This is a genomic window from Microlunatus sp. YIM B11417, assembly GCF_059617205.1.
The window spans coordinates 16,682-28,774 of record NZ_JCAMPJ010000009.1; the positions used below are offsets into that span (position 1 = coordinate 16,682).

Annotated in this window: 17 protein-coding genes; 9 read left to right on the forward strand and 8 right to left on the reverse strand. The window is 70.1% G+C overall.

The annotated features are described in order from the left end of the window. The first annotated feature begins 2 nt into the window (after positions 1-2). Positions 3-608, forward strand: coding sequence for a flavodoxin family protein (locus AC6CCG_RS28650; protein WP_496658191.1), 606 nt, complete (start codon positions 3-5; stop codon positions 606-608). Positions 609-617: 9 nt separating this feature from the next. Here the strand turns inward: AC6CCG_RS28650 and AC6CCG_RS28655 are convergent, their stop codons facing one another. Beyond that, entirely contained in the window at positions 618-1,187 is a 570-nt protein-coding gene (locus AC6CCG_RS28655) for a type 1 glutamine amidotransferase domain-containing protein (RefSeq protein WP_496658193.1), read from the reverse strand. A 126-nt stretch (positions 1,188-1,313) separates the two neighbouring features. Here AC6CCG_RS28655 and AC6CCG_RS28660 point away from each other — a divergent pair, with 126 nt between their 5' ends. Both AC6CCG_RS28660 and AC6CCG_RS28665 read left to right on the forward strand, forming a co-directional pair. After that, positions 1,314-1,754 (forward strand): CBS domain-containing protein, encoded by a 441-nt coding sequence (locus tag AC6CCG_RS28660; protein WP_496658194.1) that lies wholly within the window; start codon positions 1,314-1,316, stop codon positions 1,752-1,754. 117 nt (positions 1,755-1,871) lie between these two features. Beyond that, the gene (locus tag AC6CCG_RS28665) at positions 1,872-2,576 is read left to right on the forward strand and encodes a GAF and ANTAR domain-containing protein (RefSeq protein WP_496658195.1); all 705 of its coding nucleotides are present in this window, start codon (positions 1,872-1,874) and stop codon (positions 2,574-2,576) included. A 94-nt stretch (positions 2,577-2,670) separates the two neighbouring features. Here AC6CCG_RS28665 and AC6CCG_RS28670 read toward each other — a convergent pair whose 3' ends face one another. Next, positions 2,671-3,882 carry an alcohol dehydrogenase catalytic domain-containing protein gene (locus tag AC6CCG_RS28670; protein ID WP_496658196.1) on the reverse strand — a complete coding sequence of 404 codons (1,212 nt, stop codon included), beginning with the start codon at positions 3,880-3,882 and terminating at the stop codon, positions 2,671-2,673. Positions 3,883-4,013: 131 nt separating this feature from the next. Between AC6CCG_RS28670 and AC6CCG_RS28675 the strand changes: the two genes are divergently transcribed. Next, the gene (locus tag AC6CCG_RS28675; RefSeq protein WP_496658197.1) at positions 4,014-4,265 is read left to right on the forward strand and encodes a metallothionein; all 252 of its coding nucleotides are present in this window, start codon (positions 4,014-4,016) and stop codon (positions 4,263-4,265) included. A 200-nt stretch (positions 4,266-4,465) separates the two neighbouring features. Beyond that, complete coding sequence (locus AC6CCG_RS28680) at positions 4,466-4,861, forward strand: DUF6766 family protein (protein ID WP_496658198.1); 396 nt, start codon at positions 4,466-4,468, stop codon at positions 4,859-4,861. 54 nt (positions 4,862-4,915) lie between these two features. Here AC6CCG_RS28680 and AC6CCG_RS28685 read toward each other — a convergent pair whose 3' ends face one another. From AC6CCG_RS28685 to AC6CCG_RS28700, 4 genes are all read right to left on the reverse strand, one after another. Beyond that, positions 4,916-5,113 carry a CsbD family protein gene (locus AC6CCG_RS28685; protein WP_496658199.1) on the reverse strand — a complete coding sequence of 66 codons (198 nt, stop codon included), beginning with the start codon at positions 5,111-5,113 and terminating at the stop codon, positions 4,916-4,918. A 52-nt stretch (positions 5,114-5,165) separates the two neighbouring features. Continuing rightward, positions 5,166-6,002 (reverse strand): endonuclease/exonuclease/phosphatase family protein, encoded by an 837-nt coding sequence (locus tag AC6CCG_RS28690; protein ID WP_496658200.1) that lies wholly within the window; start codon positions 6,000-6,002, stop codon positions 5,166-5,168. A gap of 41 nt (positions 6,003-6,043) precedes the next feature. Beyond that, the gene (locus AC6CCG_RS28695; protein WP_496658201.1) at positions 6,044-6,595 is read right to left on the reverse strand and encodes a hemerythrin domain-containing protein; all 552 of its coding nucleotides are present in this window, start codon (positions 6,593-6,595) and stop codon (positions 6,044-6,046) included. A 64-nt stretch (positions 6,596-6,659) separates the two neighbouring features. Further along, a complete protein-coding gene (locus AC6CCG_RS28700) occupies positions 6,660-6,899 on the reverse strand; it encodes a hypothetical protein (RefSeq protein WP_496658202.1) in 240 nt (79 codons plus the stop codon). 114 nt (positions 6,900-7,013) lie between these two features. Here AC6CCG_RS28700 and AC6CCG_RS28705 point away from each other — a divergent pair, with 114 nt between their 5' ends. The 4 genes from AC6CCG_RS28705 to AC6CCG_RS28720 all read left to right on the forward strand — a co-directional run bounded on the left by AC6CCG_RS28705 (position 7,014) and on the right by AC6CCG_RS28720 (position 10,342). Next, positions 7,014-7,994 (forward strand): CorA family divalent cation transporter, encoded by a 981-nt coding sequence (locus tag AC6CCG_RS28705; protein WP_496658204.1) that lies wholly within the window; start codon positions 7,014-7,016, stop codon positions 7,992-7,994. Positions 7,995-8,065: 71 nt separating this feature from the next. Continuing rightward, complete coding sequence (locus tag AC6CCG_RS28710; protein ID WP_496658206.1) at positions 8,066-9,019, forward strand: TIGR03557 family F420-dependent LLM class oxidoreductase; 954 nt, start codon at positions 8,066-8,068, stop codon at positions 9,017-9,019. 56 nt (positions 9,020-9,075) lie between these two features. Next, positions 9,076-9,849: an AAC(3) family N-acetyltransferase gene (locus AC6CCG_RS28715; protein ID WP_496658207.1), complete on the forward strand. Its 774-nt coding sequence runs from the start codon at positions 9,076-9,078 to the stop codon at positions 9,847-9,849. A gap of 52 nt (positions 9,850-9,901) precedes the next feature. Then, positions 9,902-10,342, forward strand: a complete 441-nt coding sequence (locus tag AC6CCG_RS28720) for a VOC family protein (protein ID WP_496658208.1) — start codon at positions 9,902-9,904, stop codon at positions 10,340-10,342. Here AC6CCG_RS28720 and AC6CCG_RS28725 read toward each other — a convergent pair. After that, positions 10,339-10,803, reverse strand: a complete 465-nt coding sequence (locus AC6CCG_RS28725) for a HEAT repeat domain-containing protein (protein ID WP_496658209.1) — start codon at positions 10,801-10,803, stop codon at positions 10,339-10,341. The genes AC6CCG_RS28720 and AC6CCG_RS28725 overlap by 4 nt on opposite strands. A gap of 19 nt (positions 10,804-10,822) precedes the next feature. After that, complete coding sequence (locus AC6CCG_RS28730; protein ID WP_496658210.1) at positions 10,823-12,064, reverse strand: hemopexin repeat-containing protein; 1,242 nt, start codon at positions 12,062-12,064, stop codon at positions 10,823-10,825. Positions 12,065-12,093 lie beyond the last annotated feature (29 nt).

Consider the following 12,093-nt stretch of genomic DNA (forward strand, 5'->3'; position numbering starts at 1 on the left):
GCATGACTTCAGCGCTGGCCCTCGTCTGCAGCCTCAAGCCGACGCCCGCCCCCTCGAGCAGCGACCTGATGGCAGGCCAGCTGTTGCAGCAACTGGCCGAGCACGGCGTCACCGGGGACCGGATCCGCGTCGTCGATCATGACGTTCGCCCCGGGGTCCGGCAGAACGAGGGTGACGGCGACGCCTGGCCGCGGATCCGCGCGTCGATCATCGCCACCGACATCCTGATCATCACGACCCCGACCTGGCTCGGCCATCCGTCCAGCGTCGCCCAGCGGGTGCTGGAGCGGCTCGACGCGGAACTCTCCGAGACCGACGCCGCCGGCCGGCCGTCCATGGTCGGCAAGGTCGCGCTGGTCGGCGCGGTCGGCAACGAGGACGGGGCGCACAAGATCATCGCGGACCTGTTCCAGGCGCTCAACGACATCGGCTTCACCGTCGCCGCACAGGGCAGCACCTACTGGAACGGCGAGGCGATGCAGACCGTGGACTACAACGATCTCGAAGCCACGCCGGAGGCGGTCGCCAGCACCACCGCGAACGCGGCCCGCAACGCTGCTCGGCTGGCCCGGCTGCTCGCCGATCACCCGTACCCGCCGTACCGGTGATCGGACAGCTCAGCGGCCGGCGCCGACCCGGTGCAGCCCCTCGGCGAACTCCTCGATGATCTTGCTGCAGAAGGCGGGCAGGTCGCCCGGGTCGCGACTGGTCACCAGGCCCCGGTCGGTGACCACCTCGCGATCGACCACCTCCGCGCCGGCGTTGCGCAGGTCGGTCCGGATGCTCGGGTAGCCGGTGACGGTCCGGCCGGCCAGCACGCCCGCCTCGACCAGCGTCCACGGTCCGTGACAGATCGCACCGATCGGCTTGCCGGCCTCGGCGAACTCCCGGACGAAGTCCACCGCGTGCGGATCGGTCCGCAGCCGGTCCGGGTTGATCGTCCCGCCGGGCAGGATCAGCGCATCGAAGTCCGCGGCAGCGACGTTGACCACCGCGGCCTCCACCGGGAACCGGTCGCCCTGGTCCAGGTCGCCGTGCACCGCCTGGATCTCGTCGTCCTTGATCGACACCAGGGTCGCGATCGCCCCGGCGTTCTCGACGGCCGTGCGGGGCTCCTCGTACTCGACCTGTTCCATCCCGTCGGTGGCCAGGATCGCGATCTTGCGGTCGCGCAGTTCGTCGGTCACGGTCTTCTCCTCCTTCGGCTCGGTCCCGGACAGGTACCCGGGGCGAGCGCCGGCCAATCGGCGTCGTTTGGGTCCCGGGCCCAGGGGGTACGGGACGTGGACAGTCGTGATCTTGGAGGAGTTCCGATGCTCGCTGTTCGAGAACTGATGACACCCGAGGCCCGCTGTGTCGGCGAGGCTGAACCGCTGGCGGAGGCCGCGCGGCTGATGCGCGACCTCGGCGTCGGTTCGCTGCCGATCTGCGGCACCGACAACCGCCTCAAGGGCATGGTGACGGACCGCGACATCGTGGTGCGCTGCGTGGCCGAGGGGACCGACCCGGCCGCGATGAAGGCCGGCGACCTGGCTCGCGGCGTACCGGTCACGGTGGATGCGGATGCACCGGCCGAGGAGGCCCTGCGTGCGATGGCGCAGCACCTGGTCCGCCGACTTCCGGTGCTCTCCGGCCATGACCTGGTCGGGATGGTGTCCCAGGCCGACGTCGCCCGGGCGCTGCCGCCCGAGTTGGTCGGGCGTTGCCTCGCGGACGTCTCCACCACGCGGGAACCTGACACGGCACAGGCCTGATCCTCGGGATCGCCTGGTGATCCGGGCCGGGATGCGGGAAGATGCCCACACCGCATCCGGTCCGGTGCTGCATGCCCGGAACCGTCCGCGGTCGACATACTCATCAAGGAGGGCAGGTTGGCCGACGGCGAGTTGCACCAGGCGCTGGATCATGAGGCGCTGGGCCTGCTGACGGGCATGCACGAGGCCGCGTCGGTCGAGGAGACCGTCGAGGCGGTCGCCGACTTCGCCAAGTACGCCCTCGGCGCCAGCACCGCGGCGATCCTGCTCGGCCAGAACGCGAAGCGGCTCGAGGTGGCGGCGGCCACCGAGGACAGCGAGGCGCTGGTCCGGCTGGCGGTCACCGACACCGGCCCGATCATCGACGCGTTCGAGTCGCCGGCCGCCGTCGTGGTCGGCGACATCACCGTCCAGCGCCGCTGGCCGGACTGGCCGCCCCAGTTCGATCATGGGCTGCGCAGCCTGCTGTTGGTCCGGCTCCGGATCGGTCAGCGGCCCGCCGGCATGCTGCTGGCCGGGCACCCCGAGCCCGGCGCCTTCGACACCGACGACGCGGCGGTCGCGCACATCGTGGCCCGGCACGCATCGATCGCGGTCGCGGGCAGCCGGCAGCAGGCGACGCTGGCCGAGGCGGTCGACGCCCGGAAGCTGGTCGGCCAGGCGATGGGCATCCTGATGGAGCGGTACGGCATCGACGCCGACCGGGCGTTCGCCGTGCTGCGCCGCTACTCGCAGGACTCCAACACCAAGCTCCGCCAGATCGCGATCCAGCTGATCGAGACGCGCGCGCTGCCCGGACTGGATCCGCCCGAGCATCGCTGACGGCCGCCGGGGGTCGGTTGCGACGGCTGTTGGCTCAACCGCCGCAACCTCGGCCGGCCGAAACACCCGGGGCTCCCGCCGGCCTACATCTCTGTTACCCACTCGGCGCCGCCGAACCCGTGCCGTACGGTCCTGGCTCGAGAACGATCTTGATACAGCCGTCGTCCTTCCGCTGGAACAGTTCGTAACCCGCCGGAGCCTCGTCGAGCGGCAGCCGGTGGGTGACCAGCGCGGAGAGGCTGAGCGGATCGGCCGGATCCTCGGCCAGCGGCATCAGCTCGTCGATCCAGCGCCGCACGTTGCACTGCCCCATCCGGACCTGGAGCTGCTTGTCGAACAGTTCCCGCATCGGCAACGGATCGATCTCGCCGCCGTAGACCCCGGCCAGCGAGAGCGTGCCGCCCCGGCGTACCGCGCGGACGGCGAGCCGGAGCGCGGCGGTGCGGTCCAGTCCCACCCGGTCCAGCAGCGGTTCCGCGAGCCGGCCCGGCAGCAGCCCGAGCGCGTCGTGCGCCGCCTTGACGACCGGAGAGCCGTGCGCCTCCATCCCGACGGCGTCGATCACCGCATCCGGCCCGCGGCCGTCGGTCCGGTCCCTCAGGTCGTCCAGCACGCCCTTGGTCAGGTCGAGGGTCGCCACGCCGTGCCGGTCGGCGACCACCCGCCGCTCCGGCACCGGGTCCACGCCGAACACCTCGAGCCCGCGATAACGGGCGATCCGGGTGATCAACTGGCCCACCGGGCCGAGCCCGAGCACCGCGACCGAACCGCCGCGGTCGACGCCGGCGTACTCCACGGCCTGCCAGGCGGTCGGCAGGATGTCGGAGAGGAACAGATAATGATCATCGGGTGCGCTGCCGTCGATCCGGATCGGCCCGTAGTCGGCGTACGGGACCCGCAGCCGTTCGGCCTGGCCGCCCGGCACGGAGCCGTACAGCTTCGAGTAGCCGAACAGGGCGGCGCCGCAGCCGTGCTCGCGGACCTGGGTGGTCTCGCACTGCGACTGCAGGCCCTGCCGGCACATCCAGCAGCTTCCGCAGGCGATCGTGAACGGCACCACGACCCGGTCCCCCACCTCGAGTTTCGTGACGGCCGTACCGACCTCCTCGACGACCCCCATCGGCTCGTGACCGAGGATGTCGCCGGGCGTCAGATACGGCCCGAGAACCTCGTACAGGTGCAGATCCGAGCCGCAGATGCCGGACGCCGTGACGGAGATGATCACGTCCCACGGATCCTTGAGTACGGGATCCGGCACCTCCTCGACTGTGATCGTCCGCCGGCCCTGCCAGGTCACGGCTCGCATGACGGCACTCCCTTTCCTCGTGGGTCGTCGACACCGGCGACGTACCCGATCGGGCCGCCGCCCAAGCGGTTTGACGAGGCGCGCCACCGGGTAGTGCAGGCGAGGAGGAGCGCTCAACGGAAGGAGCCACCATGGCCGTCTGCGACACCTGCGGCAACGACTACCCGTTCACCTTCACGGTGATCACCAGCGATTCCGGTACGCACACGTTCGACAGCTTCGAGTGCGCGATCGAACGGGTGGCGCCGCGCTGCGGGCACTGCGGCTGCCGGATCGTCGGGCACGGCATCCAGGCCGGCGGCACGATGTTCTGCTGCGCCCACTGCGCCAGGGAGTCCGGCGTCGCCGGGGTCAGCGACAACACCGAGGCTGCGCTGGCCTGACCCCGGTTTGGCCGGGCCTCCGTCGGGTACCTAGGGGCACCGGCTGGTCCGGCGCCGCATCGCCCGGGCGCCCGGACCACCCGTCCGCATTGCACGCGGTGTCCGCCTGCGCGGCCCGCCGCAAGGAGCCCGGCCCTCCAGCGACGTCGTTGGAGGGCCGGTCTTTGTCCGGTTTGTCGCCGGCGAGGGCGGGGTATTCCATGATCATGAACAGACCGAAGACCGAATCCGACGTGCCGCTGTCGCAGGACGCACAGCGGCGACGGAACAAGCCGCTGCGGCGTTGGGGCGCGGTGTACGTGTTGATCATCCTGTTCCTGGGCTCCTGGGTGGGCCAGTTCCTCATGCAGCTGAGCGAGTTCAGCAGCGTCCAGGCCCAGCACGGGCAGCCGTTCACGTGGGCCGAGTACTGGCCCAACTTCCTCGCCAGCACGTTCGAGAACTGGCAGAGCGAATGGCTGCAGCTGGTGTTCCAGGCGATCCTGCTGCTCGGCGCCAAGCATCTGATCTTCAAGGTCGACGCCGAGGACATGGAGCGGCTGGAGGCGAAGGTCGACCTGATCAACGACCGGCTGGAGAAGCACGGCCAGGACTGAGCAGGAACGGGTGGCCACGGACCGTGCCCGTGGCCACCCGCCCGCAGGGTGGGACTACCGATCGGTCATGCGATCTCTGGCCTTCTCGGCGGCATCCTTCAACTGCTCGCCGGCCTGTTGGGCCTTCGACTTGACCTGCTCGTCCCGGCCTTCGTTCTCGAGATCCCGATCGTCGGTTGCGTCCCCGGCCGCCTCCTTGATCTTGCCGGCGACCTCATCGGCCTTCTCTCTGGCCTTGTCCGCGAAGCTCATCGAACCCTCCTTCGTGTCGGTTCTCTTGAACTCCTCCCGTACCCGGTCCTGATCAGGACGAAACGGGCCGGTCGGGGTCCGGCCAGGCCGCCAGGTCCACCGCCAGGCCATAGTGGTCGCTGGCGGTGGTCGGGCCGCGGTCGAAGCAGCGGTCGGCGCGGTCTATGGCGAGAGTGGGCCCGTGCCGGTCGCAGCGGACCAGGACGTGGTCGATCCCGCGGAACGGCCAGTCCGGGTCGACCGACCACGGGTTCTCCGGCGGATAGGTCGCCAGGGGCTCGCCCGGCCGGTACGACTCCCAGGCACTGCGGTAGCAGACGCTGGTCCGGTCGATGACATGCCGGCCGGTCCAGAACCGGAGGCAGTCCGAGTCGGCGTCCCCGTCGAGATCGCCGGCGACCAGGACGTGCCCGGGCGCCTCGCGGACCAGCCGCTCCAACTCGCGGGCGACCAGCACCGTCTGCAGGGTGCGCTCGTACTCGTGGTCGAGCTGGTAGTCCGGGAAGTGATTGGCGACCCAGAGCCGGCCGATCGGCGGCGCGGCCAGGATCTCGGTGATCAGGCAGGTGCAGGCGAAGTCGTGGGTACGGTCGGTCAGGTGCAGGTCCAGCTCCAGCACCCGACCGACCGGCCACCGGCTCGCGGTGGTGATCCCCTGCCCGTCCGGTTCCCGCTCCCGCTGCTGGACGAGGTGATAGCCCGGCCCCAGCATCGCCGCCGCCTGGTCGACGTCCGGGCCGAGCATCGTCTCCTGGAGTGTGATCACATCCGGGTCGAGACCGGCGAAGCCGGACCGGAAGATCTCCAGCCGGCGCGGCCAGTCACCCCGGATGCCCCAGGTGTTCAGGGTGACCAGCCGCAGTCGTCCCGACTCGGTCCGGGTCGGCATCGGCTCAGCCGGCTTCGGCGGTCAGCGCCATGGCGGTGCTCCTAGGGCCTGGGCAGTTGTTCCTTCACTTCGTCCTTGCTCATCGAGCCCGCGCCCTCGACGCCGAGGTTCTGTGCCTTCTGGACCAGTTCCTCCCGGGTCTCCCCGCCCGGCTGGTCGCCGAGATGGGCGGCCCGGGCCTCGCTGAAGGCCTGGCCCAGTTCCGCGCGGCGGGCATCGGACAGTCGTTCCCGCATGCCCGGCAGCACCGTCGCCTCCTCTTCCTCGACGTGATGGGTGACGCCCTCGATCAACTCCTCCAGCTTCGCGTCGAACTCCGCGCCGGCGGGATCCAGCTCGGCCAGCTCGCCGAGCAGTGCATCGGCCTGCTCGTGTTCCTCCTGGCTGTGCGCGACCTCCTCGGTCTCCCCCGCCTCGTCGCGGGCCACCGGGTAGACCTCCGATTCCTCGGCCCGGCTGTGCGCGATCAGCAGCGACGCCAGTTGCGGCATCAACAGCGGCCGGTCCGCCGGCCGGGTCCGCAGTGCCTCGAAAAGACGCTCCACCTCGCGGTGGTCGTTCATGATCAACTCGACGACGTCCTCGTCCGGCATGACCGGCTCCTCTCGTGATGACTGGCCTCGCAGTACCCGGCCGGCGACCGCCCGAAACGCCGGCTCAGGTGCGGCTGACGTCCAGCAGCCGGTGCGCGAACCACTCGTTCAGACTGGGCCGGCGTCCCGCGAGCTCGACCGTGATCGCGCGCTCGCGGTCGGCGAGTTCGACCAGGCGCGGGTTGACGGCGGCGCAGCCGGACTCCGGCTGGTCGTAGAGCCGGGTGGCCAGGATCTGCTTCTCGATCCGGTTCAGTTCGAGCAGCAGCTCACGTACCGAGCACTTCCGTAGTTCTGTTCTCATGATCGACTCCCTACCGTGCGGCCTCGGACCTCCTGAGATACCCAGTCCCCGCGGTCGCCAGACAGGAATCCCCGCCGCGGATTGCCGGTACGTCTTCGTGGGTAGTTATCCGGCATGCCGGAACGGATCCTGGTGCTCGACGCGGAAGGCGAGATCGAGGCGAAGCACGATCTCGACGAACTCTCCACGGCCCTCGACAGGGCCAAGACGTGCAAGGGGTTCGCCTGGATCGATCTGACCGACCCGGACCGGGAGACGCTCGACCGGCTCCGTGAGCCGCTGCAGCTGCATCCGCTGGCCGTCCAGGACGCACTGTCGGGGCGGCAGCAGCCGAAGGTGCAGCGCTACGAGCACCACCTGTTCGTCGTCGTCTGGGATCTGGTGCCCGACCACGGGATGCTCGCGGTGAGCCAGGTTTTCCTGTTCCTCGCCGGGCACTGGCTGCTCACCGTCCAGCACACCAATGGGCACGACGCGGCGGACCTCGAGGCGGTTCTCGGTGACCGGCGGCACGACGTGGGCGCCGGGCCGGCTGCCGCGGCGTACACGATCATGGCCGACATCACCACTCGCTACACCCATGCCACCGCCGACATCGAGACCGCACTGGAACGGATCGAGGACGACGTCTTCGACGCCGACACCCGGGAGGACGTGCACGAGATCTACCGGGTCCGGCAGAACATCGGCCATGTCGACCGCGCGGTGTCCGGCCTCACCGCCGCACTGGAGGGCGGCCGGGATCACCTGTCCGACCTCGCGGTCGACCGGGAGCGGCTGGAGCCGTACCTGGAGCATCTGATCGACGGGCTGGCCGGCACCGCGGCGATGGCCGATGATCACTCGCGGTCCATCGATGCGGTGATCTCCAGCCACGAGAGCAACGTCGCCACCCGGCAGAACAAGGACATGCGCACCATCTCGGCGCTCGCCGCGCTGTTCGCGATCCCGACCCTGATCGCCGGCCTCTACGGGATGAACTTCCAGAACCTGCCGCTGGTCCAGTCGGACTTCGGCTGGGCCGTCATCGCCGTCGTGATCATCGTCGCCGACGTCAGCTGCTATCTGATCTTCAAGCGCCGCCGCTGGATCTGAGTACGGTTTGGCGGGCGCCGCGGCCGGATACCTGAGGGTTCTCGACCACCCGATGACCCGAGGAGGTCACCATGAGGTGCGGCTATTTCCTGTCCACCGAGGAGCACACCCCGGACCAGTTGATCGAGCAGGCCCGGCTCGCCGAGCAGGCCGGCTTCGACGGGCTCTGGATCAGTGATCATTTCCACCCCTGGAACGACGCCCAGGGGCAGAGCCCGTTCGTCTGGTCACTGATCGGCGCGATCAGCCAGGTCTGCGACCTCCCGGTGACGACGGCGGTCACCTGCCCGACGGTACGGATCCATCCGGTGATCATCGCGCAGGCCGCGGCGACCAGCGCGGTGATGCTGAACGGCCGGTTCCGGCTCGGCGTCGGGTCCGGCGAGGCGCTCAACGAGCACGTGCTCGGTGACGTCTGGCCCACCGTCGACGTACGGCTGGAGATGCTGGCCGAGGCGGTCCACGTGATCCGGCGGCTCTGGACCGAGGAGTTCGTCTCGCACCGGGGCCGTCACTACACCGTCGACACCGCCCGGATCTACACGCGTCCGGACCAGCCGCCGCCGATCTACGTGTCCGCGTTCGGGCCGGAGGCCACCGACGTCGCCGCCGAGATCGGCGACGGCTTCGCCACCACGTCACCGGACCGGGAACTGCTGGACCGCTTCAAGGAACGCAGCGGCGGCAAGCCCACCCAGGCGGGACTGAAGGTCTGCTTCGCCTCGACCGAGGACGAGGGCGCCGACATCGCCCACCGGCTCTGGGCGAACGCGGGCCTGCCCGGCGAACTGGCCCAGGTGCTGCCGTCGCCGCGGCATTTCGAGCAGGCGTCCACGCTGGTCACGAAGGAATCGACCCGGAGCTCGGTCCCCTGCGGCCCGGACCCGGCAGCACACCTGGCGGCGATCAAGGAATACCGGGAGGCCGGCGTCGACGAGCTGTACGTGTCGAACATGGGACCGCACTACCGGGCCATGATCGACTTCTATCGGGACGAGGTGCTGCCGCAGGTGCGCGCCGCCTGATCTGCCGCCGGCGTAATCGGCTCGGCCGCGGACGCGGCGTGGATTACCTTGCGGGGATGGACGAACTGAGCGGTGCCGAACTGACGGCGCAACTGCTGGAACTCGGCGTGCAGCCCGGCGGCGTACTGCTGGTGCACACCTCCTTCCGGGCGGTCCGGCCGGTGCAAGGTGGCCCGGCCGGGCTGATCGCCGCCCTGCGATCGGCTCTCGGACCGGAGGGCACGCTGGTGATGCCGTCCTGGACCGGCAGCGACGACGAACCGTTCGATCCGGCGTCGACGCCGGCCGATGCCGATCTCGGTGTGGTGGCCGAGACGTTCCGGCGCCAGCCCGGCGTGCGGCGCAGTGATCATCCGATGGCCTTCGCTGCGGCCGGGCCGGCGGCGGAGTTGATCACGGCCGATCCGCTGCCGTTGCCGCCGCACCTCCCGGCGAGCCCCGTCGGCCGGGTGTACGACCTCGACGGCCAGGTGCTGCTGCTGGGCGTCGACCACACGGCGAACACGACGCTCCACCTGGCCGAGTTGATCGCCGAGGTGCCGTACCGGCTGCCGAAGTCGTGCACCGTTCTCCGCGACGGCGTGCCGGTGCGCGTCCCGTACCTGGAGAATGATCATTGCTGCCAGCGGTTCGCGCTGGTCGCCGACTGGCTCGCCGGCCGCGCCGCCGTCGGCCCGGTCGGCCGGGCCCGGGCGACGCTGGTCCGCTCCCGGGACATCGTGGACGCTGTCGTACCTCGGCTGCGGGAGGATCCGCTGCTGTTCCTGCACGGGCCGGATGATCACTGCGCCGAGTGCGACGCCGCCCGGGCCAGCGCCGGGCCGGGGTGAGTCGGCGAAACTCCGTGGACGGGCCGACCCGCGGCGCCTACGGTGATCGGCCATGGGACTTCGCATCGGCGCAACGGTCATCGACGCTCACGACCCCGGACCGGTGGCCCGGTTCTGGGCCGAGGCACTCGGCTGGGTGATCAGCCACGACGAGGATCCGGAGTGGGTGGTCGAGCCGGCGGCCGGCACCCGGGAGGACTGTGTCGTCCCGGATCTGTTGATCATCAAGGTGCCTGAGCCGAAGACGATCAAGAACCGGCTCCATTTCGATCTTCGTCCTGAGGACCAGGCGGTCGAGGTCGCCCGGCTCGAGGCCCTGGGCGCGACGCGGGTCGACGTGGGCCAGGGTGATCAGCCGTGGGTGGTGATGGCCGATCCCGAGGGCAACGAGTTCTGCGTCCAGCCTGCGCATCCGCCGCAGCTCCGGACCGCCTGGCTGGCGGCCTACGAGGCGTACCAGCGGGTCGGGGCCGGACCCGCGTCGAACAGCTAGGCCTCCTGGTCGCCCTGCGACTTCCGGGCCGCGACCCGGCGCAGCGACGCGCTGGCCTCCGAGGTCGCCATGCTGCGGACCTTGGCTCTGATCGCCTCCCCGTTGCGCGCCGAGGTGGCCCGGACCGCGAACTTGCGGACGCCGGCCTGCGGATCGTCGAGCAGCCGGGCCAGGATGTCGTCGGCGTCCGGCACCGGCAGCGCGGCGGCGCAGGTCGCCGCGGCGACCCTGACCTCCATCCGCGGGCTCTCCGCGGCCGAAGCCACCGCCGCCCGGGCTGCACCGGACTCGATCCGGCTCAGCGCGTGCACGGCGCGCGCGGCCAGCCAGTCCTCCGGCTCCTCCTCGACCATCCGGGCCAGCGTGTCGACCTCGGCCGGGCCGATCCCCTCGTACATGCCTTCGCGGGCCTCGATCGAGCTGAGCTGCTCGCGCAGCTCGGCGAGTGACTTCGCCATCATGGCCTCCTTTCGCCGACCGTCAGCCGAACGGGATCGGGCGGGTGTAGTCGCTGGAGCGCATCGTGCTGCCCTCGCCGGACGAGACGTCCGGCGGCACGTTCGTCCAGCCAACGTTCGGCCACATCAGGTCGTCCGAACTGGCCGACGGCCCGCTGACGTGCCGGAGCCCGAGCACATGGCCGACCTCGTGGGCGGTGAGCCAGCGCGCGCTCACGTTGTCGACGATGGCCGCTCCCGGCTGGTCGTCGGGATGGGTGGCGCAGCCCAGCAGATTGCCGGAACCGCCCACCAGGGTGTCCACCACGTAGACCACCAGATCGGTGTCGCGGGCGTTGTTGCGGTGCGCGAAGAGATCGTCGTGCTCGTCCGTCGGCTGGCCGAGGAAGCACCCGCCCACGTCGAGCGCCAGCAGCGGGTCCAGGTCGTCGTCCCCGCTCAGGTCCTCGGTGGTGCCGCGCCGTACGTCGATCCGGGAGCGGGCGAACAGGCGCTGCATCTCCTCGAACTGGGTGTCGAGGTAGCTCCGCATCGTCGCGTCGACCGGCAACAGCGACTTGAAATGGACGACGGCGAGTTCACGATTCCAGCCCCACACCGACAGGGGACGCGGATAGCCCGGGTCGACGGTGCCGGGACCGACGTCACCGCGGGTCACCCGGATATAGCGATCGCCCTTGAAGAAGTAGCATTTCGACCCCGAGTACAGCGCGGCGTCGATGCCGTCCGCGCCGAAGCCGTCCGGCCAATTCCACCCGACGGAGATGCGGCGCGGGTAACCGGAGTCGACGGTCCCGGCGCCGACGTCGCCCCGGGTCACCCGGATATAGCGATCATCCTTGAAGAAATAGCACTTCGACCCCGAATACAGCGCGGCATCGATGCCGTCCGCACCGAATCCGCCCGGCCAGCCCCACGTCCCGATGCCACGCGGATAGCCGGGGTCGACGGTCCCGGGACCGACGTCGCCCCGGGTCACCCGGATATAGCGATCATCCTTGAAGAAGTAGCATTTCGACCCCGAATACAGCGCGGCGTCGATACCGTCCGCGCCGAAACCGCCCGGCCAGCCCCACCCCGTGGAAATACGGCGCGGATAACCGGAATCGACGACCCCCGGTCCGACGTCACCCCGCGTGACCCGGAGGTAGCGATCGTCCTTGAAGAAGTAACACTTGGACCCCGAGAACAATGCGGCGTCAATGGCCATCTCGATCCCCCCAGATCGGCTCCTGCACGATCGAAGAAGGGCGCACGTCTGCACCGGCTGCTCGATCGCGGCCGCACCTCGTC

What these genes read in the sequence shown, in the direction of transcription:
- AC6CCG_RS28675 (WP_496658197.1), top strand. Translation starts at nt 4,014, where the DNA reads ATGGCCGTCTGCGACACCTGCGGCAACGACTACCCGTTCACCTTCACG.
- AC6CCG_RS28690 (WP_496658200.1), bottom strand. Translation starts at nt 6,002, where the DNA reads ATGCCGACCCGGACCGAGTCGGGACGACTGCGGCTGGTCACCCTGAAC.
- AC6CCG_RS28650 (WP_496658191.1), top strand. Translation starts at nt 3, where the DNA reads ATGACTTCAGCGCTGGCCCTCGTCTGCAGCCTCAAGCCGACGCCCGCC.
- AC6CCG_RS28685 (WP_496658199.1), bottom strand. Translation starts at nt 5,113, where the DNA reads ATGAGCTTCGCGGACAAGGCCAGAGAGAAGGCCGATGAGGTCGCCGGC.
- AC6CCG_RS28695 (WP_496658201.1), bottom strand. Translation starts at nt 6,595, where the DNA reads ATGCCGGACGAGGACGTCGTCGAGTTGATCATGAACGACCACCGCGAG.
- AC6CCG_RS28710 (WP_496658206.1), top strand. Translation starts at nt 8,066, where the DNA reads ATGAGGTGCGGCTATTTCCTGTCCACCGAGGAGCACACCCCGGACCAG.
- AC6CCG_RS28720 (WP_496658208.1), top strand. Translation starts at nt 9,902, where the DNA reads ATGGGACTTCGCATCGGCGCAACGGTCATCGACGCTCACGACCCCGGA.
- AC6CCG_RS28660 (WP_496658194.1), top strand. Translation starts at nt 1,314, where the DNA reads ATGCTCGCTGTTCGAGAACTGATGACACCCGAGGCCCGCTGTGTCGGC.
- AC6CCG_RS28680 (WP_496658198.1), top strand. Translation starts at nt 4,466, where the DNA reads ATGATCATGAACAGACCGAAGACCGAATCCGACGTGCCGCTGTCGCAG.
- AC6CCG_RS28700 (WP_496658202.1), bottom strand. Translation starts at nt 6,899, where the DNA reads ATGAGAACAGAACTACGGAAGTGCTCGGTACGTGAGCTGCTGCTCGAA.
- AC6CCG_RS28705 (WP_496658204.1), top strand. Translation starts at nt 7,014, where the DNA reads ATGCCGGAACGGATCCTGGTGCTCGACGCGGAAGGCGAGATCGAGGCG.
- AC6CCG_RS28725 (WP_496658209.1), bottom strand. Translation starts at nt 10,803, where the DNA reads ATGATGGCGAAGTCACTCGCCGAGCTGCGCGAGCAGCTCAGCTCGATC.
- AC6CCG_RS28715 (WP_496658207.1), top strand. Translation starts at nt 9,076, where the DNA reads ATGGACGAACTGAGCGGTGCCGAACTGACGGCGCAACTGCTGGAACTC.
- AC6CCG_RS28670 (WP_496658196.1), bottom strand. Translation starts at nt 3,882, where the DNA reads ATGCGAGCCGTGACCTGGCAGGGCCGGCGGACGATCACAGTCGAGGAG.